The organism is Actinomadura sp. 21ATH, from assembly GCF_041951345.1.
In the GTDB taxonomy this organism is placed as follows: Bacteria; Actinomycetota; Actinomycetes; order Streptosporangiales; family Streptosporangiaceae; genus Spirillospora.
Window position 1 is genome coordinate 430,351 of sequence record NZ_JBGNUR010000003.1, and the last position, 23,298, is coordinate 453,648.

Sequence of the window (23,298 nt, forward strand, 5' to 3'; positions counted from 1 at the left end):
CCCGGACGCGATCAAAGGAGCTTGCGATGGGTTTCATCAAGTCCAGCCTCTTCATCTCCCTCGACGGCGTCATCGAGGCGCCGGAGACCTGGCACTTCCCGTACTTCGACGACCAGATGGGCGCCGTCGTCGGGGAGCTGATGGGCGAGGCCGAGGCGACCCTCCTCGGCCGGACCACCTACGAGGGGTTCGCCTCCTACTGGCCGAACGCCGACCCGGCGGACCCGATGACCAAGACGATGAACAGCGCCCGCAAGTACGTGGTGTCGACCACGCTGACCGAGGCCACCTGGGAGAACTCCACGCTGATCAACGGGGACGTCGCGGCGGAGCTGACCCGGCTGAAGGCGGGCACGCGGCTGGGCACGACCGGCAGCGCCGCGCTGGTGCGCTGGATGCTGGGGCAGGGCCTGATCGACGAGCTGCACCTGCTCGTGCACCCGATCGTCGTCGGGCACGGCGCGAAGCTCTTCACCGACGGCGAGACCGTGCCGCTGAAGCTGCTGTCCTCGACGACCTTCGAGGCCACCGGCGTGGTGCACCTCGTCTACACCAACGCCGACGCCGCCGAGAGCGCCACCGAGGACTGAGCCCCAGGGCGCCGCTCAACCCGGCCGTTACCAACCGGTGCGCACAATGCGAGCGGGAGGTGCCCCGGTGCGGACGGTGGATCGCGAGCACCACGCCGGCCTGCTGCGGCTCGCGTACCTGGTGCTGGACGACGGCGACGCCCCGCTCATGCGCGCCCGCCGCGCCGCCGCCGGCGCGGCGCGGGCGCGGCGCGGCGGGTACCCGGCCATGCGGGCGCGGCTCGTCGCGATCCTGCTCACCGACCCGCCCGCCGGGCGGCACCGGCTGCACCGCCTCCTCTTCGAGCCCGGGCCCGTACCGGCGGGTCCGGTACGGGCGGCGCTGCGGGAGCTGCCGCCGCACGAGCGGCTCGCCTACCTGCTGCGCCGCGGCGGCCTCACCGCGCCGGAGGTCGCCGCCGAGCTGCGCCCCCACATCGACACCGGCTTCGGGGACGTGGACCGGATCACCGCCGCCGTGGACCGCCGGACGGGGCTGGACGGGGCCGCGCAGCGCGCCGAGATCGAGGCGTTCGAGCCCGATCTCGTCCGGCTGCGCCCGCCGCCCGCCGTCCCGGCCGCCTGGCGCGCCGCCGTCGCGGCCGTGCTCGCGGCGGCGCTGCTCGGGGCCGCCGCGCTCGTGCTCGCCCGGGCGGACGGGCGGCCCGGCGGGCCCGCCGCGATCGACCCGCGCGCGTGGCGGGCGACGGCCGCGCCGACCATCGACCAGTGGCCCGCGCAGGGCGGGCTGCGGCACGACACCGGGCTGCTGCGGCGGGCCGCCGGGGCCTGGCGGGCCGACCCGCGCGAACCGCCGCTCGGCCGCGTCGTCGTCCTGTACGCCGGGACGGTGGACGGCGCGTCCCTCGTCGTCCTGCGCGACTCCCCCGGCGACCGGGACGCGACCAGCGTGGCGCAGTACTTCGAGCGGCGCCTGTCGCGCGGCGTCGAGTCGGTCCGCCGGCTCGGAACGGGCAGCGGCCAGCTCATCATGGTCGGGATGACGTGGCGCTACCTCGTCCCGCCGTGGCTGCGGGACGTGCGGGCCGCGGTGCCGTCCGAAGACGCGCCCGACTGGCGGCCCCTGGCGGTCCGGGACGGGCTGAGCGATCCGCTGCCGTGGCACTGGTTCACGCCGGACTGCCAGAACTACGTGGCGTTCCAGATGACGTTCCGGCCGGCCGGCGGGCCGCCGCGGACGGTCACGCAGCTCGCCTCGCACAGCGCGCGGTCGGCGGCGCCGCGTGTGCTGTTCCGCGACCCGCCGGGTCGGGCGGCGGAGGGCGCGGCGGAGGCGGACGGGTTCCGGTGGGCGGCGCTGCGCGCCGTCGCCTGCGAGGGGGCGGCGACGCTGAACGAGGCGGGCGACCTGCTGCTGGGCCGGCTGTGGACCGGCGGGCTGCCCGACGGCGGCGGCGGGGCGACGCTGCTGACGGTGGACGTTTCCACGCCGTGGCGCGCCGCGGGCACCGCGGTCCTGATCTCCGGCACCGGGCGGGTGCTGTCGGAGCGCGGCGGGACGAACAGCGCCACCGCCTCGTCCGACGCGGCGCTGGCCGCGGCCCTGTGGTGGCGGTCGCCCCGGCGCTGGCACCTGGTGGCGGCGGCGGGCCCCGGGGTCGTACGGCTGAAGGCGGCCGGCGAGCTCGGCACCCGCGAGCGGGACGGGCGGGACGGGCCGCGCCCGCTGGTGGTGCCGGGCCCGCGCGCCGGCGGCAGGCCCCCGGAGACGGCCCGGCTCCCGGTCGTCCAGGTGGTCGCCTACGAGCGGGACGGGGACCGCACGGTCATCGACCCGGCATGACACGCCCTGGGAGAGAACGCGACATGGCCGAGGTCGGCCGGGGCCGGACGGCACGGAATCCTTACGATGATCGTATGACGCAACCGCAACCCGGTCCCGAAGAGCAGCCGCCGCCCTTCGGCGGGACCTATGGGCAGCAGCAGCCGTACGGGCAGGTGCCGCAGGGGCCGTCCCCGTACGCGCAGGGCGGGCAGGGGCAGCCCTACGGCGGTGTCCCGGGCTACGGGGCCGGGTCGTACGGCGGGCTGGCGAGCCGCTGGGCGCGGCTCGGCGCGGTGGTCCTCGACAATCTCCTGATCGGCGTCGTCAGCACGGTGCTGTCGCTGCCGTTCATCGACTGGGACGCCCTGACGGACCCGAACGCCGCCGCCTCCGGCGGCTACATCGCCGGCAACCTCGTGAGCAGCGGCATCTCCACCGTGCTCGGCTTCCTGTACTTCTGGCTGATGCACGCCCGCTCGGGGCAGACGCTCGGCAAGATGGCCCTCGGCATCCGGGTCGTCCGGGAGCAGGACGGCGGCGCGATCGGCTCGGGGACCGCCGCGTGGCGGTACGGGGTGCAGATCCTGCTGGCCATCCCGTGCGGGCTGGGCAGCCTGCTGGACGCGCTGTGGATCCTGTGGGACCCGCGCAAGCAGACGCTGCACGACAAGGCCGCCCACACCCTCGTCGTCAAGGTCGAGCCGGGCATGCCGGACCCGTACGCCAAGCACTGAAAAATCGTCTCCCGGGACTCCTTGAACGGCCCTCGGCGGCGACCTAACGTCGATCTTGACTGGGACGACGAAGGGCGCTGTCGATGGCCGACCCTGCCGACGACACCCTGACCACCGGGAACCCGGGCCGCCGCGATCCGGACGGCGTGGAGTTCCTCATCCTCGGGGAGCTGGCCGTGCGCTCCGGCGGGCGGCTCTTACCGCTGCCGGGGCCGAGCGTGCGGGCGCTGCTGAGCGCGCTGCTGCTCACCCCGGGCGGCATCGTGGGCGAGGACCGGCTGCTCACCCTCGCCTGGGGCGCGGACAAGGGCAGCCGCCGCGCGCTCCAGTGCGCCGCGACCCGGCTGCGGACGTGGCTGCGCACGGCCGTGGGGCCGGGCGTACGGCTGGAGCACGCGGGGTCGGGGTACCGGCTCGCGGTGCCGGACGGCGCGGTCGACATCGGCCGGTTCCGGGAACGGGTCGCCGCGTACGCCCGTACCGGCGATCCCGAGCGCGGGCTCGCCCTGCTCGCGGACGCGCTGCGGGAGTGGCGCGGGCCGCTGCTGGGCGGGCGGCCCGAGCCGGCCGCCGACGACCCCGCCGTCCGCGAGGTGGAGCAGGCCCGCATCGACTGCGCGGGCGCGCTGGCCGACCTGGCGCTCCGGCTGGACCGGCCGGACGCCGCGATCGCGCTGGTGGAGGACGTCGCGGCCACGGCCCCCTACGACGAGCCCCTCCAGGCGCGGCTCATCCGGCTGATGGCCGCCTGCGGGCGGAACGCGGCGGCGCTGCGCCAGGTGGAGCGGGTCCGGCGGCGGCTGGCCGACGAGCTGGGCGTCGCCCCGTCCCGCGAGGTGCTGGACGCGCACACGTTCGCGCTGAACGGCGACGGCGACGGCGGCCGCGCGCTCGTACCGCGCCAGCTGCCGGCGGCGATCTGCGACTTCACCGGCCGCCGGGACGAGGTCGCGGCGCTCAGCGGCCCGCTGCTGGCCGGAAGCGGCCGCGGCGGGCCGGTGCTGCTCGTGGTGAACGGGACGGCCGGTGTCGGCAAGACCGCCCTGGCCGTCCACGTGGCCCACCGCGCGGCGGCGCTGTTCGCCCACGGGCAGCTGTACGCGGTGCTGCGCGGGCCGGGCTCGCGGCCGGTGGACCCGGCGGAGGTGCTGGCGGGGTTCCTGCGGATCCTCGGGGTGGCCGACGAGCACGTCCCGCCGTCGCTGGACGAGCGGTCGTCGCTGTTCCGCTCGCGTATCGCGGGGCGCCGCGTCCTGCTGCTCCTGGACGACACCATGGACGACGCGCAGCTGCGCCCGCTGATCCCGGGCACGCCCGGCTGCGCCGTGCTGGTCACGGGGCGCGTCCCGCTGGCCGGGCTGACCGGCGCGCGGACGCTCCGGCTGGACGTGCCGCCCCTCGCCGACGCCGTCGCGCTGCTCGGCCGCGCCGCGGGCCGCGACGGGGTGAGCGCCGACCCGGCCGCGGCGGACATCGTCCGGATGTGCGGGCGGCTGCCGCTGGCGGTGCGCGTCGCCGGGGTGCGGCTCGCCCACCGGCCCGGGTCGAGCCCGGGCCGGCTCGCCGAGCATCTGCGCCCCGAGCACCGCAGGCTGGACGAGCTGGCCGTCCGCGGCATGGCGGTACGGGCCCGGCTGCGGGAGAACTACGAGGACCTCGACCCGGCGCACGGGCACGCGTTCCGGCTGCTCGGGCTGCTGCGCACGGCGACGTTCCCGGAGTGGGCGGCCACCGCCGTCCTCGGCACCTCCCCGGAGGCGGCCCGCGCGCACCTGGAGGCGCTGGCGGACGCCGCGCTGCTGGACCCGCTGGGCGAGGACGCCGCGGGCCAGGTCCGGTACGGCATGCCGGTCCTCCTCCGGCTCTACGCGCGGGAGCTGGCGCTGGCCGCGGACCGGCCGCGGACGCGGGAGGCGGCGCTGCGCCGCGCGTTCGGCGGGTGGCTGCGCCGCGCGGAGCGGGCCGCGCACGAGCTCGCGGCCGCCGCCGGGCCGCCGACCTGGTTCGAGGCCGAGGACGAGGCGCTGGCGGCGGCCATCGAGCAGACCGCGGCGCACGGGTTCCACGATCTCGGCGCGCGGCTGCTGCGGGCGACGCTCGGCTACCGCGCCCTGCGCCGTGAGAGCGAGCTGAGAGCGAACTGAGAGCGGCCATCGGCGACGATGCGTCCGTGATCGAGGAACCCCGCCCCGGCGACTCCCCCGGGACCGCCCAGGACGAGCATCCGCTGCCGGGAGGCCCGGCGTTCCTCCGCTTCGACCGTCCCGAGCTCCACGAGGGTTCGATGGTGGTGCGGGCGGTCCCGGCGGACGTCCGCGCGCACCGCAGGCACGCCGCCGGCACGCCGCTCGCCTACCTGTACGAGGTGGTCTCCGAGTGGGAGCCGGAGCACGACCTCGCCTTCACGGCCGGGCACTTCGACGAGACCGGCCTGGTGTGGCGGTTCTCGGGCGAGGTGACCGGGATCGCCGGCATCACCGAGCCGTCCGGCTCGCCCCCGCCCTGAGCGTCCGATCCGTCCAGTCCTGCCCTTGAGCTCCGTCATGGCAGCCGCGCCACGACGGCAGGTCCGAGGTCGCCGCGCCCGCGGTGACGAAGGAGGTCGCCCCATGTCCGACACCCTGACCCGAGAGCCGCTGCACACCGCGCTCTCCTTCCTCGAAGGCGTCCACGTCGAGCCGCAGCAGCCGGCCGACCCGCGCCTGCAGCCCCTCGCCTACCTCTACTCCGCGGACTGGGAGGGCCAGGTCGCCGACCGGATGCCCGGCCACTACGACGAGAGCACCCAGACGTGGGTCGCCCCGCCCGGGCTGCCCACGGCCGGTATCGCCACCTACACCAACACCAGCTGCTATCAGGGCTCGGACCGCTGCCGGGACGACACCTGCGCCTGACGCGATGACCGCATCCGATCCCCGGGTCCTCATCCTGACCCAGGAGTTCGACCCGACGGTCGACCCGGTCATCACGGCCCTGTCCGAGCAGGGGACCGAGGTCGTGCGCGTGGACCTGAGCTACTTCCCGCGCCGGCTGACGTTCACCACCTCGGACTTCGGGGACGGCGGCCGGCGGGTACTGCGCCACAAGGACCGGGAGCTGGATCTCGACCGGCTCTCGGCGGTGTGGTACCGCCGGCCCACCGCCTTCGACTTCGGGCCGGACATGCCGGAACCGGAGAAGCTGTTCGCGCGCAAGGAGGCCATGCAGGCCGTCGGCGGCATCCTGCGCGCGACCGACTGCCTCTGGGTCAACCGTCCGGACATCGACGCGATCGGGGAGCTCAAGCCGTACCAGCTGGAGCTGGCCAAGCGGCTCGGGTTCCGCGTACCGCGGACGCTGCTCACCAACGATCCCGCGGAGGTGGCCGCCCTGCTGGACCGGGGCGGACCGAAGATCGTCTACAAGTCGCAGATCGGCGGGGTGATCCACTACCCGGGCGCGTTCCCGGGCGGGCTGCTCACCGCGGTCGTCGGCGACGAGATCAGGGAGAACCTGGACCGGGTCGGCCACACGATGTGCATGTTCCAGGAGTACGTCGAGAAGGCCTACGAGGTCCGGCTCACCGTGATCGGGAACACCTACTTCCCGGTGACGATCAATTCGCAGGAGATGGATTCCACCAGGGTGGACTGGCGCGGGGAGGCCGGCGAGGTCGCCGTGCTGCCCTACGGCGAGTACCACCCGCTGCCGGAGGAGGTCGTCAAGCGGACCCAGGCGCTGCTGGCGGAGCTGAACGCGGTGTACGCCGCGGTCGACTTCATCGTCACGCCGGAGGGCGAGCACGTGTTCCTGGAGGTGAACCCGGCCGGCCAGTTCATGTGGATGCAGCATGACCTGGACCTGCCGCTCGGCGCGCACATGGCGGACCTGCTCCAGCGGGGCGGTCCGTTCCGGCGCGGCGACGCGGTGCAGATCGGGTACTAGGGCCCGGGTACGGAGAGAGGGGAGCGGGCGGCGTGGCCGACGCGATGGCCTACCTGACGATCGGCTGCCAGGCGGCCGTCGCGGTCACGTTCGCCCGCTCCTCCGCCGCGAAGGTCGCCGGCCGGGAGGCGTTCGCGGACTTCCGGCGCTGGCTGGCGGGCGCCGTGCGGGTCCCGGCGGCGCTCGCGGCACCGGCCGCCGCCGGAGCGGTCGCCGCCGAGGCGGCCGCGGCGGCGGCGCTGCTCGTGCCGCCGCTCGTCCCGTTCGGCTTCGCGGCCGCGGCCGTGCTGCTGGCCGTCTTCACCGCGGCGGTGCTGTCGATGATGCGGCGCCGGGTGCGGGTGCCGTGCCGGTGCTTCGGCGCGGGCACGCGGCCGCCGGGCGTCCCGCACGTCGCGCGGAACCTGGTGCTGCTGCTGGCCGCCGGCGGCGGCGCGGCGGCGGCACTGGCCGGGGACGGCCCGCCGCCGGCGGGCGCGGCGGCGGTGCTCGCCGCGGTCGCGGGCGCGGCGGCCGCCCTGCTGCTGATCGATCTGGAGGAGATCGTCGATCTCGTCCGCCCCCTGGCCGCTACCAGCGAGGAGACCCCATGACGGTGTCCACGGCCGCGGTCGCGGTCGTCGGCGTGCTGTGCCTGGCCAACATCGCGCTCACGCTCGCGGTGATCCGGCGGCTCAACGAGCAGGCCCGGCTGCTCTCGGAGCGGGGCCGCGCCCCCGCCGCCGGCTATCCCCCGCCGCTGGAGGTGGAGCCCGGCGAACGGGTCGGGGACTTCACCGTCACCACCATGGACGGGACGCCGGTGTCCCGCGCCGATCTGCGCGGGTCCACGCTGATGGCGTTCATGGCGCCGGGCTGCCAGTCGTGCGAGCACAGCGTGCCGGAGTTCCTCGCCCGCGCCGGGGCGGCGCCCGGCGGCCGGGACCGCGTCCTGGCCGTGGTGCTGGGCAAGGGCCCGGGACGCGACGAGCTGTGCGCGGAGCTGGCGCCCGTGGCGCGGGTGCTGACCGAGGAGGAGGAGAACGGGCCGCTCGTCCAGGCGTTCGGCGTCGGCGCGCTGCCCGCGTTCGCCGTCCTCGCGGAGGACGTGATGGTGGCCAGCTACGCGCTGCCCGAACGCATCCCCGTCCCCGACGACACCGCGGCGTGAACGGGCCGGCGTGACCGTGGACGACGAGGAGCCGCGCTACACGGCGGGCTCGCTGCGGGCGGTGGCGGAGCTGGCCTGGTCGTCCGGGCGCGGGCGGCTGGTGCTGCGCGCCGTCCTGGCCGTCGTGGCGAGCGCCGTCCCGGTGGCGCTGGCCTGGCTGACCAAGACCGTCCTGGACGGGCTGGCCGATCCGGGCCGCCCGCTGCTGGTGCCCGTCCTGCTGCTGGCGCTGGCCGGGGTGGCGGCGGCCGTCCTGCCGCACGCCGTCCCGTACGTGGAGGCGGAGCTGGGGCGGGCGATCGACCTGGTGTGCCGGCGGCGGCTGTACGCGGCGGTGGCGCGGCTGCCCGGGCTGCGGCACCTGGAGGACCCGCGGTTCCAGGACCGGCTCGCGCTCGCCGGCGAGACCGGGTCGTCCGGGCCGGCGGAGGTGGTCGGCGGCACGCTCGCGGGCGTGCAGGGGACGCTCATGCTCGGCGGGTTCCTCGGCACCCTCGCCGTCCTGAACCCGTGGATGCTGCTGCCCGTCGGGCTCGCGGGGCTGGTCGCGCTGAACGGGCAGTTCCGGCTGAGCCGCTACCGGGCGCGCGTCCACGGCCGGCTGGGGCACGCCACCCGCCGCGAGTTCTTCTACGCGCAGCTGCTGAACAGCACCAGCGCCGCCAAGGAGGTCCGCCTGTACGGGCTGGGCGGCCTGTTCGGCGCGCGGATGCTGACCGAGCTGCGCTGGATCAACGGCCAGCGGCGCCGGATGGACCGCCGGGAACTGCTCGTCCAGGGCGTGCACGGCGCGCTGGGCGCCGTGGTCGCGGGGGCGGGCCTGGTGTGGGCGGTGAACGCGGCGCGGCAGGGCCGGCTGACCGTGGGCGACGTGGCGATGTTCGTCGCGGCCGTCGCCGGCGTCCAGGACGGCCTGGCCATCATGATCAGCAGCGCGGGGCGCACGCACGAGGCGATGCTGCTGTTCGGCCACTACCGCTTCGTGGTCGAGACGGAGCCCGACCTGCCGGAGCCGCCGGAGCCGCGCGCCGCCGCCGTCCGCCCGCTCCGGCGCGGGGTCGAGCTGCGGGACGTCTGGTTCCGCTACGGCGACGACCTGCCGTGGGTGCTGCGCGGCGTCTCGCTGACGATCCCGGCGGACGGCGCGACCGCGCTGGTCGGGCCGAACGGCGCCGGGAAGAGCACCCTGGTCAAGCTGCTGTGCCGGTTCTACGACCCGACCCGCGGCGCGGTGCTGTGGGACGGCGTGGACCTGCGGGACCTGCCGGTCGGGGAGCTGCGCCGCCGCATCGGCGGGGTGTTCCAGGACTACGTCTGCTACGACCTCACCGCCGCCGACAACATCGGCCTCGGCGACACCGGCGCGCTCGGCGACCGGGACCGCATCGCGGCCGCCGCGCGCCGGGCCGGGATCCACGAGGCCCTGGAGGCGCTGCCGCGCGGCTACGACACGATGCTGTCGCGCGCGTTCGACACGCCCTCGTACGACGACCCCGGCACCGGGGTGATGCTGTCCGGCGGGCAGTGGCAGCGGGTCGCGCTCGCCCGCGCCCTGCTCCGCGACCGGACCGACCTGCTGATCCTGGACGAGCCGAGCGCGGGCCTGGACGCCGAGGCCGAGCACGAGACGCACCGGACGCTGCGCGAGCACCGCGCCGGGCGGGCGGGGCTGCTGATCTCGCACCGCCTCAACACCGTGCGGGACGCCGACACGATCGTGGTGCTGGCCGGCGGCGAGGTGGCCGAGCGCGGCGCGCACGACGCCCTGATGGAGGCGGGCGGCCTGTACGCGCGCATGTTCCGCCTCCAGGCGTCCGGCTACGAGCGGGAGCAGGAGCAGGACCGCGCCTGGTCGTGACGCCGCCCCCGCCGGCGGGCCTCTGCCGGAGGCCGTCAGGTGTCGTCGTGGCGGCGCAGGTGCTCCTCGAAGGTCGGGCGGCGGGACCGGTGCCGCTCGTCCGACCGCAGGGCCAGGAGGCGGAACGGCAGGCTCGCCAGCCGGAGTGCCTTGCGGGACGCCCGGCCGAGTCCCTCGGCCAGGGCCTTGAGGGCCGCCAGGGGGTTCGTCAGGGCCAGTATCGCGATGTAGAAGGCCGCGCGGCGCGAGGAGATCCCGCCGAAGTCGTCGCCCTCGCTCTTCCGCCCGGATCCGCCGCGACGAGCCATGAGGTCCTCCCCGAGCGCGGGAACGCGGTGCGTGCCGTGGTCGTGAGCGTACCCGGGGCTCCGGATGGGAGGATGCGAAGCGGCGCCCACCGCACCCCGAGGGACCGTGTTCTGAGCATGATCCGGGTCCGGTGGGCGCCGCGGCCGGCGGGCCCGGCCGCCGTCAGCCGTTCCGGGCGGCGGCGAAGCGGGCGGCGACGTCGTTCCAGTTGACGAGGTCCCAGAGCTTCTGGACGTAGTCGGGGCGGACGTTGCGGTACTGCAGGTAGTAGGCGTGCTCCCAGGCGTCGAACACCAGCAGCGGCACCGCGCCGACGCCGACGTTGCCGTGGTGGTCGTACACCTGCTGGACGATCAGCCGCTCGCCCTGCGGCTCCCAGCCCAGCACGCCCCAGCCGGAGCCCTGGACGGTGGCGGTCGCCGCGGTGAGCTGCTTCCTGAACGCGTCGAACGAGCCGAAGTGCTCGTCGATGGCCGAGCCGAGCGCGCCGTCGGGGCGGTCGCCGCCGTCCGGGGACAGGTTGTCCCAGAAGATCGTGTGCAGGACGTGCCCGGACAGGTTGAACGCCAGGGTCTTCTCCAGCCCGACCAGCCCGCCGAACTCCTCCTTCTCGCGGGCTTCCGCCAGCTTCTCCACCGTGTCGTTGGCGCCCTTGACGTAGGCGGCGTGGTGCTTGGAGTGGTGCAGCTCCAGGATCTCGCCGGTGATGGCGGGTTCGAGGGCGGCGTAGTCGTAGGGAAGGTCGGGAAGCGTGTAGGTCATGCGGTCCACTATTGCAAATAGTTCGCAGTTGCATCAAGCATGCAATACCTGGAGGTCGCGCCACTGGAGGGTCTCGTCGCAGACGGCGTCCAGGAGCGCGGGGTCGTGGCTGACCAGGAGCGCCGCCCGGCCGCCCGCCCGTACCTGGTCGCGGAGCAGGTGGAGGAGCGTGGCGGCGCTGGACGCGTCGAGCATGGCGGTCATCTCGTCGCAGAGCAGGTAGCGCGGGTCGGCGCCGAGGGTGCGGGCCAGGCAGGCGCGCTGGAGCTGGCCGTCGGAGACCTCGTGCGGCCGGCGGTGGAGCAGGTCGGGGGTGAGCCCGACGAGTCCGGCCAGGCGGTCGGCCTCCCCGGGCGGCGCGCCCGGCGGGAGGTGGGCCGAGACGATGCGCCGCAGGGTGTGGCGGGGGTCGGCGGCGGCCCGCGGATGCTGGAACACCACGCCGACGCGGCGGCGCTGCGCGGCGGGCGCCGCGTAGCGGTGGCGGCGGACGGCCTCCCCGTCCAGGCTGAGGCTCCCGGCGCGGGGCGGGTGCAGCAGGGCGAGCACGCGGATGAGCGTGGACTTGCCGCAGCCGCTCGGCCCCTGGACGCCGACGACGCGGCCCGGTTCGAGGGTGACCGACACCCCGGTGAGGACGTCGGGGCCGCGGCGGTAGCCGGCGACGAGGCCGGTCGCGCTGAGCATCAGCGTTCTCCCGTGGGTTCTGGAGCGGCCTCCCGGCCGGCCCGGCCTTCCAGGGCGGCCGCGGCGCCGTCCGGCGGGAGCGCGCACGCGAGCGCCCGGCCGCCCGGCAGGTCCCCCAGGGACGGGTCGCCCGTGCAGGCGTCGCGCTGGGGGCAGCGGGCGCGGAACGCGCAGCCGGCGGGCAGGTCCGAGAGGTTCGGCGGATGGCCGGGCAGGGGCGTCAGGCCGCGGGCGGGGGTGGCGGCGAGGAGCCCGCGGGTGTACGGATGCCAGGGGTCGCCGAACACCTCCGCGGCCGGGCCGCGCTCGACGATCCTGGACGCGTACATCACCGCCACGTCGGTCGCGGCGCGCTCGGCGGCGGCGATGTCGTGGGTGATGAGCAGGACCGCGCGGCCGTCGTCGGCGAGCCCGCGCAGGGCGTCCACGGCCGTGTCGACCAGCGGCCGGTCCAGCCCGGAGGTCGGCTCGTCGGCGAGGACGACGTCGGGGTCGGCGGCCAGGGCGAACGCGAGCACGGCGCGCTGGACCATCCCGCCGGACAGCTCGTGCGGGTGGCGGTCCAGGGCGGCCGGGTCCAGGCCGGCGCGCTCGGCGAGCGCGTCCGCCTCGCGGTTCCGGTCGCCGCCGCCGGGACGGAGCTCGCGCAGCGTCTCGGTGAGCTGGGCGCGGACCGTCCGCACGGGGGTCAGCGCGGTGGCGGCCGACTGCGGCACCAGGGCGATCCGGCGGCCGCGCACCCGGCGGGCGAGGACGCGTTCGGGCGCGGTGGTGAGTTCGAGCGGGGGGCCGGTCCCGGAGTGCAGCAGGACCTCGCCGCGGATCTCCGCGTTGCCCGGCAGGAGCCCGAGCAGGGCGGACGCGAGGACGCTCTTGCCGCAGCCGCTCTCCCCGACGAGCGCCAGCAGCCGGCCGGGGCGCAGCTCGAACGACGCGTCCGTGACGGCCTGGACGATCGAGTCGCGCAGCTGGAACCGTACCGACAGCTCCCGCGCGGTGAGCAGCGCGCCGTTCGCTTCGCCGGTCACGGCGCCGTTCGCTTCGCCGGTCACAGGGCCAGCTCCGAGCGGCGCCGCGGGACGAGCCGGTCCCGCCACCGGCCGGCCAGGCCCGCCACCGCGAGCGTGACCGCGATGAGGATCCCGGCGGGCGCGGCGATCGTCCACCAGGCGCCGATCAGGACGTCGTCGCGGCTGTCGGCGACCATCGTCCCCAGGCTGGCCAGGTGCGGGGGCAGGCCGAGGCCCAGGAAGCTGAGCGCGGTCTCGTGCCAGACCGCGTGCGGCAGGAGCAGCACGGCCGCGAGGGCCGACTGCGGCGCCACGGCGGGCAGCAGGTGCCGGAAGAGGACCGCGCGCCGGGACGCGCCCCCGGAGATCGCCGCGTCGATGTACGGGCGCGACCGCAGCGACAGCACCTCGGCGCGGACGATGCGGGCCACGGTCGTCCAGTGCGTCAGCGCGATGGACGCGATCACCGCCCAGAGGGAGCCGCGGTAGAGGGCCACGATGAGGATGCCCAGCAGGAGGTGGGGAACGGCGTTGACGCCGTCCACCAGCCGCATCACGGCCGCGTCGACGAGACCGCCCGCCGCGCCCGACGCGGCCCCGACCAGGGTGCCGAGCACCGTCGCGACCAGGGCGCAGGTGACGGCGACGATCAGCGAGACGCGGGCGCCGGCGGCGGCGCGCGCGAGGACGTCCCGGCCGGCGTCGTCCGTGCCGAACGGATGGCCCGGGCTCGGCGCCTCCCGGACCGCGTCGTAGTCGACCGTCCCGGTCGCCGCGTCCCCGGCGAACCAGGGCAGCACCACGATGACGGCGATCAGCGGGACCAGCACCGCGACGGCGGCGATCACGCGTATCCGGGCGGAGGCGGCGGCGCCCGGCCGCGCCGTCCCGCCCGGCCGGCGGCGGCCCGCGGGGCGCCACTCCTCCCGCGGCCGGATCCCGGCGGTCTGCTCGTTCACGGCCTCACCCATCGGCGGTCGCTCTCGGATCGATCATCAGTACGGCGACGTCGGCGCACAGGTTCCCGGCCAGGACCGCGGCGGTCGCCAGCAGGGTGAGCGCCACCAGCAGCGGGAAGTCGACGTTCAGCCCGGCCTTCACCATCGCGCCCGCGACGCCCGGCCAGGAGAACACCTCCTCGACCAGCACCACGCCCGTCACCAGCTCGGGGAGCCGCGTGCCGACCGTGGTGACGAACGGCAGCAGCGCCACCGGCAGCCCGTGCCGGAGCACGACGGTGCGTTCCGGCAGGCCGCGCGAGCGCGCCGCGGTGACATGGTCGTCGGCGAGCCCGACGAGCAGCTGCTGCCGGACGGTCAGGATCAGCCAGGGCAGCTGCGCGACCGCCAGGACCAGGGCGGGCAGGGCCAGGTGGCGGAGCGTGGACGCCGCGCCGCCGCCCCCGGCGGCCTCGCTGATGCCGCCGGCGGGCAGCAGCGGCAGCGCGACCGCGAACACGGCGATCGCGCCCAGGCCGAGCAGGAACGTCGGCAGCCCCTCCAGCGAGTGCGCCACGGTCACGGTGAGGCGGTCGACCCAGCCGCCCTGGCGCCAGGCGGAGACGACGCCGAGGGTGAGGGCGACCAGCACGGCCAGGGTGAGGCCGGTGCCCGCCAGCAGCAGCGTCCACGGCAGCCGCTCCGCCACCACCCGCGTCACCGGCTGGCCGAAGCTGCGGCTCGTCCCCCAGTCGGCGCCGAGCACGCCGCCCAGCCAGTCGGCGTACTGCCGCCAGACCGGATCGTCCAGGCCCAGCTCGGCGCGGGTGCGGGCGAGGTCCGCCTCGGCCGCGGTGAAGATCCGCGTCCCGTAGTACTGGTAGAGCGGATCGAACGGCGACGCCGCGCCAAGGAGGAACACCACCCCCGACACCGCCAGCAGCAGCGGGACCGCGACCAGCGCGCGCCGCAGCACCATCCGGCCGGCCGCGCGCAGCCGCCCGTCCCGCGGCCCGCTCATGACGGCGCTCACCCGCGGGGGGCCCACTTCTCGAGGTTCCACCACGGCCCCCACGCGAGCACGCCGTGCACGTGCGGATCGACGACCGGCCGGTAGCCCGTCCACCGGCCGCGGACCACGTAGGTGTGCTCCAGGAAGACCAGGAACACCCACGGCGGGTTCTCCACCAGCCGCCGCTGCATCGCCCGGTACGCCCCGGCCCGGTCGGCCTGCCCGGTGGCGCGGCGGGCCCTGTCCAGCGCGCCGTCCACGACGGCGTCCCGGAACGAGCCGGGGTTGTTGAACCCGTCCTCGGCCTGCGACGAGTGCAGCAGCCCGTACGCCACCAGGTCCGGGTCGAGCGGGGTGCCGCCGCCCATCAGCAGCGCGTCCCGCTTCATCCGCGGCTCGATCGCGTCCCAGCCCAGCCCCGCCAGGTCCACCCTGATGCCTACCTTGCCCGCGTCGGACGCGAACCCGCCGGCCAGCGCCTTGCGGACCGAGTCGTCCGCCGGGTACATGAGGGTGAACCGCGCGGGCCTGCCGTCACGCACCCGCACGCCGTCGCTCCCGCGCTTCCAGCCCGCCGCGTCCAGGATCCGGCCCGCCTCCGCCGGGTCGTGCCGGAAGGCCGCGCCCGGGTCGGCGTACTCGCGCAGCACCTGCGGCACCGGCCCGAACGCCGGGCTGCCCCGCCCGGCCAGCAGCGCCCGGATCATGCCGTCCCGGTCGACCGCCAGGTTCAGCGCCCGCCGGATCGCCAGGTCGGCGGTGACGGGGTTCTTCTGCGGCAGCATCACGCCGCGGTAGTCCGCGCTGTCGTGCCCGTACACGGTCGTCCCGTCCGTGCGGGCGAACGTCCCGGCCAGCGCGGGCGGCAGCACCGTGCCGTCGAAGTCGCCGCGCCGCATCCGCTGGGCGCGGGTGTTGTCGTCCGGGACGAACGCCACCGTCAGCCGCTTGATCCGGGGCGCCCCGCCCCAGTAGCGCTCGTTCGCGGTGAGGACCAGCCGCTCGCCGCGCCGCCACTCGGCGAACCGGTACGGCCCGGTCCCGACCGGGCGGCCGTTGAACGGCGACGACTGGAGCGTCCCGCCGCCCTCCAGCGCCTCCGACGGGACGATGCCGAGCGTCAGCCTGTGGACGAACGGCGCGTACGGGTGCTTCAGCCGGAACTGCACCGAGTCCGCCCCGGCCTGGCGCACGCCGTCCAGCATCCGGTACGACGAGGCGACCGGCGAGGCCGCCTTCGGGTCGAGCAGGGTCCGGTAGGTGGCGACCACGTCCTCCGGGCCGAACGACGACCCGTCGTGGAACGTCACCCCGCCGCGCAGCCGTACCGTCCAGGTCCTCCCGTCCGCCGACGGCGCGGGCACCGCCGCGGCCAGCGCGGGCAGCGGGCGGCGCTGCGCGTCGTGCGTCACGAGCCCGTCGAAGAGCTTGCTCATGCCGTCCTCGCCGTACCCCATCAGGGGGTGCAGCGACTCGTCCTCGTACGGGTCGGCCAGCACCAGCCCGTCGCCGGCCGCCGGGCTCGGGCTCCCGGGCGCGGCGCACGCCGCCGCTCCAAGAACCGCGACAGATACGACAGACCCCAACACACCACGCAAAGTGCCGCTCACGAGCAGCGACGCTAACCCGGCGTCGCGCCTTACTGCAACATTCTCGCAACTACAAAAATGTGGCAACAATGACCATGGCCAGCCGGCGAGCAGGGTGGCAGACTCGCCCGCGCGAAGAGCCGCGGCCGTTCTGGCATCGTGATCCGTGGCCGGACCCGCCGGCCGGGACCGCGGAGGAAGCATGAGCACGTACGTCGTCGTCGGGGCCGGGCTCACCGGTGCCGCGGCAGCCTGGCAGCTGGCCCGGCGCGGCCACGAGGTGACCGTTCTGGAACGCTCCACACCGGCCAACGCCAGAGGCAGCTCGCACGGCTCCGCGCGGATCCTCCGGTACGGCTACGCCGACCCCTTCTACGCCCGGCTGGTCGCCGAGGCCCGTACCGAATGGGATGAGCTGGAGTCCCTGGCCGGCGAGCGGCTCGTCACCCGTACCGGCTCCCTCGACTTCGGCCCCGCCCGCGACCCCGCGGCGCTGGCCTCCGTGTTCACCGAGGTCGGCGTCGACCACGAGCTGCTGACCGCCGCCGCCGCGGCCGCGCGCTGGCCGCAGTTCGACTTCGGCACCGGCGACGTCCTCTGGCATCCCGCCGCCGGCGTGGTCGACGCGGCGGCCGCGGTGTCGGCCATGCTCCGGCTCGCGCGCACCTGCGGCGCCCGCGTCGAGTCCGGCCGTCCGGTGACCTCGATCGAACGTGCGGGCGCCGGCCACCGCGCCGTATGCGCCGGCGGCCGTACCGAGGAGGCCGAGCGGGTCATCGTCACCGCCGGCGGCTGGCTCCCTGGCCTGCTCCCCGGCCTCCCCCTCCCGGCCACGTTCCTGGCGGCGTTCCCGCCACTCCAGGTCATGCAGGAGAACGCCTACCACTTCCCCTACCGCGACGCCCCGCCGGAACCGTGGCCGACGTTCATCCACGACACCCCGGAGATCCTCGTCTACGGCCTCCCCGGCGGCCGCGACGCCGCCCTCCCGGACGGCCGGAGCGGCCAGAAGATCGCCGAGTTCAACGGCGGCCGCCCGCTCCCCGACGCCACCGCGCAGACCGGCGAGATCGACCCGGCCAACCGCGACCGGATCACCGCCTACGTCCGGCGCACCCTGCCCGGCCTCGTCCCCGAGCCGTACGCCGAGACGACCTGCCTCTTCACCAACACCCCCACCGAGGACTTCGTCATCGACGGCACGGACGGCATCACCATCGCCTCCCCCTGCTCAGGCCACGGCGCCAAGTTCGCCCCCCTTCTGGGCCGAATGATCGCCGACACCTCCACAGGCGAACACCCACCCCCACCCCGCTTCCGCGTAACGGCCTGACCGGCGCGCATCAACCCCCTGGAGCCCCTGGCACACTTCCGGGCGGCGCGGGCCAGGTGGCCGGGAACGCCTGCCGGAGGCGGTCCTTGACCTGCTCCCGCACCTGCGCCGAGCCTTCCCGCGTGATCGGCTTGACGCAGTACTCCAGGACGGCCGGGTGGCGGCGCGGTTCCCGGCACATCAGCACGGCCAGGACGCGGGCCGGCCAGACCAGGCGGAAGGCGTCCTCCACGGCGACGCCGCCGGTGGCGGCCCGCGGCAGCTGCTCGAAGACCAGCTCCACCGCCCGGCGGATGACCACCCGTTCTGGCAGGAGGGCGGCCCAGCCGTCCGGACGCTGCTCGCCGATGGAGGTCAGGGCCGTGACGACCGCCTGCTTCGCCTGGTCGTACCGAGTCCGGAACTCGTCCAAGGCTCGGGCCGTTTGGGCCAGCAGTTCGCACCAGAAGTGCGCGTTGCGGGCGTGCTGCTGGAATGCGTCGATGCGCTGGTCGCCGAACTCCCGGCGCAGCCGCGGGATCACATGGGACTCGACGAACCGTTCGTCTTCCTCGGGCGTGAAACGGCGGCGCGGGTCCTCCGGGTCCTTGTCGCGGGAGATGCGGAACGGTTCGCCGAGCCGCTCGGCGGCCCCGTACAGGTCCTGGTCACGTCGCAGCCACCGCACGACATCGGCCACGAACGCTCTGACCGCCGCCTGCTGCCCTTTCTCTTTCTGCTGCCATGGTTTCCTGCGGCGGGCGGTGGAATCCGCGGCCTCCTTGGCGGCCTGGTCCCACGCTTGGTCGGCCGCCTGCGCGAACTCTCGCAAGGGGGCGTCGGAGGGGGCGGCCGCGATGGCGAGGCCCTCTTGCCAGCCGTGCTCGGCGCCACCGCACGCGCAGGCGCAGGGCGGCTTCTCGGCTTTCTCGCAGCCTTTACTGTGGCCGGTACGTCCGATCGTCATCGTGATGCGACCTCCCCGAAACGGGCGGCAGAGGACGCATCGTCCGTCGGCGGCGACAAGCAGTAAAGATGTCCATCGGGCATCTCTGGGTCACCGATCCGCTGGCGAAGACTCATGACAGAACGTCTTGACTCGCGCAGGGTGGGGCGCGTGTTTATCCGACGGTCAATGCGGTGGCGAGTTCGTCGAGTCCGTTGAAGTGGCCGTCGAAGGTGTCGGTGGTCGTGGGCGGGTCTCCGACCGGGCGGTGGACGTAGGCGGTTCGCATGCCGGTCGCGCGGGCCGCGCGGAGGTCCCAGGCGTGGGCGGCCACCATGAGGACGCGTTCCGGCGGGCATCCGGCGGTGGCGATGGCGAGCCGGTAGACCTCCGGCGCGGGCTTGTACGCCTGGACGGTCTCGCTGGACAGGGCCTGGTGGAAGAGCAGCCCGGCATGCGCGTTGAGGCGGAGGAGGGCGGACCGGCTCGCGTTGGAGAGGCCGATCACGGGGAACCGCCGCGCGAGGCGTGCGAGGCCGGCGGCGGAGTCGTCCCAGGGAGGCAGGCGGTGGGCGGCCGTGGCCAGGCGGGCGATGGCCGCCGGGTCGGTCAGCCCGGCGCCGTCGGCCACCGCCCGCGCGGCCTCCGCGTCGATGACGTCGGTCGCGGCGTACGGGCGGTCGCCCTGGGCGATGCGGTGCTGCTCGCGTCCGACGTGCCGCTGCCACACGGCGAGCAGTTCTTCCACGGAGCCTGAGGGCAGTGCCTCGCGGAGTGCGGTGCGGAGACCGCCGGGTTCGTCGACGAGGGTTCCGAGGACGTCGAAGACGACGGCCTCGATGTCGTGGAGATCGGGCATGCATGCTCCCTTGCGTCACCGGTCTGACTGGTGACGATCTTGCCTCCATGGCCGTCACCGGTCAAGATGGTGACGTGACTTTCGCCTTCGTGAGCGGCGACCCCGCCCTCGATCTGGCCGCCACCGTCGGATCCCGCCGGGACGAGCCCGCCGACGCGCTGGCCACGCCCGCGGACCTCGAACGGTGGGTGGCCGAGTGCGCGGGGCTGCCCGAGCGGGTCAGCGCCGATGCCGCGACCTTCGCGGCGGCGCTGGAACTGCGCGAGGCGATCTACCGGCTCGCGCTCGACCGGGTACTCGGCCGGCCCTTCGACCCGGCCGCACTGGAGATCGTGAACGGCGCCGCCGCCGGGCCGGTGCCGGTCATCGCGCTCGATGACGCGGGAGTGCGCGTGGCGGGCGACCTCCGCGCGGCGCTCACCCAGATCGCCCGGGGCGCGATCGCCCTGCTCGCCGACCGCGGCGCCTGTCTCAAGGAGTGCGGGCGTACGGGCTGCACGCGCATCTACGTCGACCGTTCGCGCGGTGCGAGGCGCACCTGGTGCGGGATGGAGGCGTGCGGCAACCGCGTGAAGGCCGCGGCCTACCGCGCCCGCAAGCGGGCCAAGGCCGCCCCTTGAGTTGACTCGTGGCGTGTCTCTCCCTCAGCGCGCCCGCCGAGGGCCGACACGCCACGAGTCGACGCGGCGAGGGCGGGGCGGTGGTGGCCGGGGTCTCGGGAATCTACGATTGGGCGGCCATGCGTGTCCTCCTGGTGGAAGACGATGACCGGTTCGCCGACGCGCTCATGGTGGCGCTGCGCCGGCAGGGGTTCGACGTGCGCCGGGTCGCGACGGCCGCGGCGGCGCTGGCCGCGCCGGTGACCGATCTCGTGCTGCTCGACCTGGGGCTGCCCGACATGGACGGCGTCGAGGTGTGCCGGCGGCTGCGCGGCGAGGGAGAGACGGCGATCATCGCGGTCACCGCGCGGGGGGACGAGCGGGACCGCGTGATCGGGTTGCGTTCGGGCGCCGACGACTACCTGGTCAAGCCGTTCGGGATCGCGGAGCTGATGGCGCGGATCGACGCCGTCATGCGGCGGGTGCGGCCGCCGGCGCGGCCCGTGGTGGTCGCGCGGGGGCTGCGGATCGATCTGGGGCGGCACGAGGTCACCGGCGCGGACGGCGCGCTCGTGGCGCTGACGCGGAAGGAGTTCGAGCTGCTCACGGCGCTGGCCCGGCGGCCGGGGGACGTGGTGGCGCGCGAGCGGCTGCTGCTGGAGGTGTGGCAGAGCACATGGCCCGGCGCGCAGCGCACCCTGGACGTCCACGTGGCGAACCTGCGCGCCAAGCTCGGCGATCCCCGGGTGATCGCCACGGTGCGCGGTGTCGGGTACCGGCTCGCCGCCGACGCGCCCGAGGGCGGGGCGTGAGCGGGCGATGCTGCGGCGGCTGCTGGCGGTGTACGTCTCGCTGCTGGTGCTGGTGCTGGCGGCCCTGGAGATCCCGCTCGCGGTCACGTTCGCCGGGCACGCGACGCAGGCGATGTTCATCGACCGGCTGAACGACACGTCCCGGTTCGCCTCGCTGGCCGAGCCGGCGCTGTGCAGCGGGCGCACCGACGGCCTGCGGGCCGAGCTGGCCCGGTACGACGAGCTGTACGGGATCCGGGCCGCGGTCGCCGACCGGAACGGCGGCATCGTGGTGGCGTCCCGGCCCGGGATGGTGCGGGAGGTGAGCCGGGCGCGGCTGCGCGCGGTGCTGTCGGGCGAGCGTTCGGCGGTGCAGGACGTGGTGTGGCCCTGGACGGGCGAGCCGATGATCGTGGTGGAGCCGGTCGGGTGCGGCGGCGAGGTCATCGGCGCGGCGGTCACGGTGTCCCCGACGGGTGCCGTGCGGGCGAGCGTCGCCCGGCGGTGGGGGCAGCTCGCCGGGGCGGGGCTGGCGGCGCTGCTGGTGTTCGGGCTGGCCGCCGTCCCGGTGAGCCGGTGGGTGCTGCGCGTGGTGCGCAACCTGGACCGGGTCACCGGCGAGCTGTCGGCCGGGCAGCTGCAGGCGCGCGCCGCGGTCGCGACCGGCCCGGCGGAGCTGCGGCGGCTGGCCGAGCACTTCAACGCCATGGCCGAGGCGATGAGCCGCAACCTGGAGCTCCAGCGGTCGTTCGTGTCGTACGCGGGCCACCAGCTCCGCAACCCGCTGGCGGCGCTGCGGCTGCGGGTGGAGAACCTGGCCCCGCACATGTCGCCGGACGGCGCGGGCGATCTGGAGTCGGCGATCGAGGAGACGGTACGGCTCGCCCGCATCCTGGACGGGCTGCTGGCGCTGGTCCGCGCGGAGGGCGGCGACTGCCGGGTCGCGGTCGTGGACTGCGGCCGGGTCGCCACCGAACGGGTCGCCGCGTGGCGGGAGGCGGCGGCGGGCGTGCGGGTGCGGCGGCGGGGCGCGGCGCACGCGGGAGCGCTGGCCGTCGCGGGCGGGACCGGCCAGATCCTGGACGCGCTGATCGACAACGCCGCGAAGTTCGCCGGGCCGGGCGCGACCGTCACCGTGACCGTGTCGCGGCCGCGCCGTACCGGGGAGTCCGGCGGGGAGGGGCGCGTGGTCTGCGTGGACGTGGCGGACGACGGGCCGGGCCTGTCGGCGGCGGAGCGCGCCCGCGCGGCGCAGCGGTTCTGGCGCGCCCCCGCGCACCAGAACGTCGACGGGACCGGGCTCGGGCTGGCCATCGCGGACGCCCTGGCGGAGGCGTCGGGCGGCCGGCTGGAGCTGCTGCCGGCCGAGCCGCGCGGGCTGTGCGTCCGGCTCGTGCTGCCGGCGGCGCCCGCGGGCGTGCCGCGGGCGCGGGAGGGCGAGCGGGACGGTCAGCCGGCGACCTTGGAGTCGCGGTAGTAGCGTGCCGCGCCGGGGTGCAGCGGCAGCGGGCCGGTGGAGATCGCGCCGCGCCGGTTCAGGTACAGGGCCTCCGGGCGGGCCGCGACCAGGACGTCCTTGCGCTCGAACAGCAGCCGGGTCAGCGCCCGGGCGCGCCCGGGCGGCATCGCGGACCCGGCGACGAGGTGGCTCGGGACGCCGACCGTCCGGGGCGCCGCGAACAGCCGGTACGCCGCCGCCGGGATGGACCGCTCCTGGTAGAAGTCCCCGTGGAAGCGGCGCAGCGGCCCCACGTACGCGCCCAGGTCCACCAGCCGTACGCCCATCGCGTGGGTGAGCTGGGTGATCGCCTCGTTCGGCACGCCGCCGGAGAAGAACAGCGCGTCCACCCGCCGCTCGCGGAGCGCCGCCGCCGCGTCCCGTACGGCGAGGGGCCGGGTGCGGACGCCGCCGCCGATCCCGGCCGCGGCGAGCAGCCGGGTGGCGACCGTCTCGGTGTCGGTGCCGGGGGCGCCGGTCGCCACCGTCCGCCCCTTGAGGTGCGGCAGGGCGTGGACGCCGCTGTCGGCGGGCACGACCAGGTGGGTGTACTCGTCGTACAGCCGGGCCAGCGCCGACACGCGCAGCCGCCCCTGGAACGGCGGCCGTCCCTCCAGCGCGAGCGCCGCGACGTCGGCCGGGGCGAACGCGACGTCCGCCCGGCCCCGCGCGACCTCGCGGAGGTTGTCGGCCGCGGACGCCGTCGCGAGCACGCGCGCTTCCATGCCGTCCGCCCGCGCGGCCCGCGCGATGCCCTCGGCGTACGCGCGGTAGACGCCGCTGCCGCCGCCCGCCGCGATCACCAGCCGCCCCTCGTGCGGCGCCGGCTCCCCGCACGCGGCCGCGGCCGCGCACGGGACCAGCACCGCGAGGACGAGCGCGAGAACGGGCCGCACGCCAGCACGGTACGCGCCGCGCGGCCGCCCCGGGGAGCCCCGGGCGGCGGAACCCTAAGAGTTCCTCAA

Annotated in this window: 24 protein-coding genes; 14 read left to right on the plus strand and 10 right to left on the minus strand. The window is 75.7% G+C overall.

Annotated elements, in window-relative coordinates; all coding sequences use genetic code 11:
• Positions 1-26: 26 nt before the first annotated feature.
• From ACA361_RS14200 to ACA361_RS14245, 10 genes are all read left to right on the plus strand, one after another.
• Positions 27-590 (plus strand): dihydrofolate reductase family protein, encoded by a 564-nt coding sequence (locus tag ACA361_RS14200; RefSeq protein ID WP_375012393.1) that lies wholly within the window; start codon positions 27-29, stop codon positions 588-590.
• Between the two features lie 67 nt (positions 591-657).
• Entirely contained in the window at positions 658-2,373 is a 1,716-nt protein-coding gene (locus ACA361_RS14205; protein ID WP_375012394.1) for a hypothetical protein, read from the plus strand.
• A gap of 74 nt (positions 2,374-2,447) precedes the next feature.
• Entirely contained in the window at positions 2,448-3,089 is a 642-nt protein-coding gene (locus ACA361_RS14210; RefSeq protein ID WP_375012395.1) for an RDD family protein, read from the plus strand.
• Between the two features lie 83 nt (positions 3,090-3,172).
• The gene (locus tag ACA361_RS14215; RefSeq protein ID WP_375012396.1) at positions 3,173-5,233 is read left to right on the plus strand and encodes a BTAD domain-containing putative transcriptional regulator; all 2,061 of its coding nucleotides are present in this window, start codon (positions 3,173-3,175) and stop codon (positions 5,231-5,233) included.
• Positions 5,234-5,259: 26 nt separating this feature from the next.
• Positions 5,260-5,595, plus strand: coding sequence for a hypothetical protein (locus tag ACA361_RS14220; protein WP_375012397.1), 336 nt, complete (start codon positions 5,260-5,262; stop codon positions 5,593-5,595).
• A gap of 103 nt (positions 5,596-5,698) precedes the next feature.
• Complete coding sequence (locus ACA361_RS14225; RefSeq protein WP_375012398.1) at positions 5,699-5,983, plus strand: hypothetical protein; 285 nt, start codon at positions 5,699-5,701, stop codon at positions 5,981-5,983.
• A 4-nt stretch (positions 5,984-5,987) separates the two neighbouring features.
• Positions 5,988-7,013, plus strand: a complete 1,026-nt coding sequence (locus ACA361_RS14230) for an MvdC/MvdD family ATP grasp protein (protein ID WP_375012399.1) — start codon at positions 5,988-5,990, stop codon at positions 7,011-7,013.
• A gap of 32 nt (positions 7,014-7,045) precedes the next feature.
• Positions 7,046-7,606, plus strand: coding sequence for a MauE/DoxX family redox-associated membrane protein (locus ACA361_RS14235; protein ID WP_375012400.1), 561 nt, complete (start codon positions 7,046-7,048; stop codon positions 7,604-7,606).
• Positions 7,603-8,163: a TlpA family protein disulfide reductase gene (locus ACA361_RS14240; protein WP_375012401.1), complete on the plus strand. Its 561-nt coding sequence runs from the start codon at positions 7,603-7,605 to the stop codon at positions 8,161-8,163. The genes ACA361_RS14235 and ACA361_RS14240 overlap by 4 nt, the downstream gene beginning before the upstream one ends.
• A 10-nt stretch (positions 8,164-8,173) precedes the next feature.
• Entirely contained in the window at positions 8,174-10,021 is a 1,848-nt protein-coding gene (locus ACA361_RS14245) for an ABC transporter ATP-binding protein (RefSeq protein WP_375012402.1), read from the plus strand.
• 35 nt (positions 10,022-10,056) lie between these two features.
• On the opposite strand, the gene ACA361_RS14250 is transcribed toward ACA361_RS14245, so the two are convergent.
• The 7 genes from ACA361_RS14250 to ACA361_RS14280 form a co-directional block, all read right to left on the minus strand.
• Entirely contained in the window at positions 10,057-10,329 is a 273-nt protein-coding gene (locus ACA361_RS14250) for a hypothetical protein (RefSeq protein WP_375012403.1), read from the minus strand.
• 163 nt (positions 10,330-10,492) lie between these two features.
• Positions 10,493-11,092: a superoxide dismutase gene (locus ACA361_RS14255; protein WP_375012404.1), complete on the minus strand. Its 600-nt coding sequence runs from the start codon at positions 11,090-11,092 to the stop codon at positions 10,493-10,495.
• A gap of 33 nt (positions 11,093-11,125) precedes the next feature.
• Positions 11,126-11,779, minus strand: coding sequence for an ABC transporter ATP-binding protein (locus ACA361_RS14260; RefSeq protein WP_375012405.1), 654 nt, complete (start codon positions 11,777-11,779; stop codon positions 11,126-11,128).
• Positions 11,779-12,831 carry an ABC transporter ATP-binding protein gene (locus ACA361_RS14265; RefSeq protein WP_375012406.1) on the minus strand — a complete coding sequence of 351 codons (1,053 nt, stop codon included), beginning with the start codon at positions 12,829-12,831 and terminating at the stop codon, positions 11,779-11,781. The genes ACA361_RS14260 and ACA361_RS14265 overlap by 1 nt, the downstream gene beginning before the upstream one ends.
• On the minus strand, positions 12,828-13,748 hold the full coding sequence (locus ACA361_RS14270) for an ABC transporter permease (protein WP_375012407.1): 921 nt from the start codon (positions 13,746-13,748) through the stop codon (positions 12,828-12,830). Before ACA361_RS14270 ends, ACA361_RS14265 begins: the two co-directional genes overlap by 4 nt.
• Positions 13,749-13,752: 4 nt before the next feature.
• The gene (locus ACA361_RS14275; RefSeq protein ID WP_375012408.1) at positions 13,753-14,748 is read right to left on the minus strand and encodes an ABC transporter permease; all 996 of its coding nucleotides are present in this window, start codon (positions 14,746-14,748) and stop codon (positions 13,753-13,755) included.
• 8 nt (positions 14,749-14,756) lie between these two features.
• A complete protein-coding gene (locus ACA361_RS14280; RefSeq protein ID WP_375012409.1) occupies positions 14,757-16,328 on the minus strand; it encodes an ABC transporter substrate-binding protein in 1,572 nt (523 codons plus the stop codon).
• Positions 16,329-16,530: 202 nt separating this feature from the next.
• Here ACA361_RS14280 and ACA361_RS14285 point away from each other — a divergent pair, with 202 nt between their 5' ends.
• Complete coding sequence (locus tag ACA361_RS14285) at positions 16,531-17,661, plus strand: FAD-dependent oxidoreductase (RefSeq protein ID WP_375012410.1); 1,131 nt, start codon at positions 16,531-16,533, stop codon at positions 17,659-17,661.
• 10 nt (positions 17,662-17,671) lie between these two features.
• Here ACA361_RS14285 and ACA361_RS14290 read toward each other — a convergent pair whose 3' ends face one another.
• On the minus strand, positions 17,672-18,607 hold the full coding sequence (locus ACA361_RS14290; RefSeq protein ID WP_375012411.1) for a hypothetical protein: 936 nt from the start codon (positions 18,605-18,607) through the stop codon (positions 17,672-17,674).
• Positions 18,608-18,761: 154 nt separating this feature from the next.
• Positions 18,762-19,445 (minus strand): haloacid dehalogenase type II, encoded by a 684-nt coding sequence (locus tag ACA361_RS14295; protein ID WP_375012412.1) that lies wholly within the window; start codon positions 19,443-19,445, stop codon positions 18,762-18,764.
• A gap of 74 nt (positions 19,446-19,519) precedes the next feature.
• On the opposite strand from ACA361_RS14295, the gene ACA361_RS14300 reads away from it, so the two are divergent.
• The 3 genes from ACA361_RS14300 (at position 19,520) to ACA361_RS14310 (ending at position 22,312) form a co-directional block, all read left to right on the plus strand.
• The gene (locus ACA361_RS14300; protein WP_375012413.1) at positions 19,520-20,065 is read left to right on the plus strand and encodes a CGNR zinc finger domain-containing protein; all 546 of its coding nucleotides are present in this window, start codon (positions 19,520-19,522) and stop codon (positions 20,063-20,065) included.
• A 119-nt stretch (positions 20,066-20,184) separates the two neighbouring features.
• Positions 20,185-20,856, plus strand: coding sequence for a winged helix-turn-helix domain-containing protein (locus ACA361_RS14305; RefSeq protein ID WP_375012414.1), 672 nt, complete (start codon positions 20,185-20,187; stop codon positions 20,854-20,856).
• 7 nt (positions 20,857-20,863) lie between these two features.
• Positions 20,864-22,312 carry a sensor histidine kinase gene (locus ACA361_RS14310; protein ID WP_375012415.1) on the plus strand — a complete coding sequence of 483 codons (1,449 nt, stop codon included), beginning with the start codon at positions 20,864-20,866 and terminating at the stop codon, positions 22,310-22,312.
• On the opposite strand, the gene ACA361_RS14315 is transcribed toward ACA361_RS14310, so the two are convergent.
• Positions 22,285-23,229, minus strand: a complete 945-nt coding sequence (locus ACA361_RS14315; RefSeq protein WP_375012416.1) for a TAXI family TRAP transporter solute-binding subunit — start codon at positions 23,227-23,229, stop codon at positions 22,285-22,287. The genes ACA361_RS14310 and ACA361_RS14315 overlap by 28 nt on opposite strands.
• Positions 23,230-23,298: the final 69 nt, after the last annotated feature.

Bases quoted from the DNA above. Each gene is read 5' to 3' on its own strand.
- ACA361_RS14240 (WP_375012401.1), top strand. From the start codon at position 7,603: ATGACGGTGTCCACGGCCGCGGTCGCGGTCGTCGGCGTGCTGTGCCTG.
- ACA361_RS14295 (WP_375012412.1), bottom strand. From the start codon at position 19,445: ATGCCCGATCTCCACGACATCGAGGCCGTCGTCTTCGACGTCCTCGGA.
- ACA361_RS14250 (WP_375012403.1), bottom strand. From the start codon at position 10,329: ATGGCTCGTCGCGGCGGATCCGGGCGGAAGAGCGAGGGCGACGACTTC.
- ACA361_RS14290 (WP_375012411.1), bottom strand. From the start codon at position 18,607: ATGACGATCGGACGTACCGGCCACAGTAAAGGCTGCGAGAAAGCCGAG.
- ACA361_RS14210 (WP_375012395.1), top strand. From the start codon at position 2,448: ATGACGCAACCGCAACCCGGTCCCGAAGAGCAGCCGCCGCCCTTCGGC.
- ACA361_RS14260 (WP_375012405.1), bottom strand. From the start codon at position 11,779: ATGCTCAGCGCGACCGGCCTCGTCGCCGGCTACCGCCGCGGCCCCGAC.
- ACA361_RS14255 (WP_375012404.1), bottom strand. From the start codon at position 11,092: ATGACCTACACGCTTCCCGACCTTCCCTACGACTACGCCGCCCTCGAA.
- ACA361_RS14285 (WP_375012410.1), top strand. From the start codon at position 16,531: ATGAGCACGTACGTCGTCGTCGGGGCCGGGCTCACCGGTGCCGCGGCA.
- ACA361_RS14225 (WP_375012398.1), top strand. From the start codon at position 5,699: ATGTCCGACACCCTGACCCGAGAGCCGCTGCACACCGCGCTCTCCTTC.
- ACA361_RS14305 (WP_375012414.1), top strand. From the start codon at position 20,185: ATGCGTGTCCTCCTGGTGGAAGACGATGACCGGTTCGCCGACGCGCTC.
- ACA361_RS14275 (WP_375012408.1), bottom strand. From the start codon at position 14,748: ATGAGCGGGCCGCGGGACGGGCGGCTGCGCGCGGCCGGCCGGATGGTG.
- ACA361_RS14310 (WP_375012415.1), top strand. From the start codon at position 20,864: ATGCTGCGGCGGCTGCTGGCGGTGTACGTCTCGCTGCTGGTGCTGGTG.
- ACA361_RS14215 (WP_375012396.1), top strand. From the start codon at position 3,173: ATGGCCGACCCTGCCGACGACACCCTGACCACCGGGAACCCGGGCCGC.
- ACA361_RS14230 (WP_375012399.1), top strand. From the start codon at position 5,988: ATGACCGCATCCGATCCCCGGGTCCTCATCCTGACCCAGGAGTTCGAC.
- ACA361_RS14200 (WP_375012393.1), top strand. From the start codon at position 27: ATGGGTTTCATCAAGTCCAGCCTCTTCATCTCCCTCGACGGCGTCATC.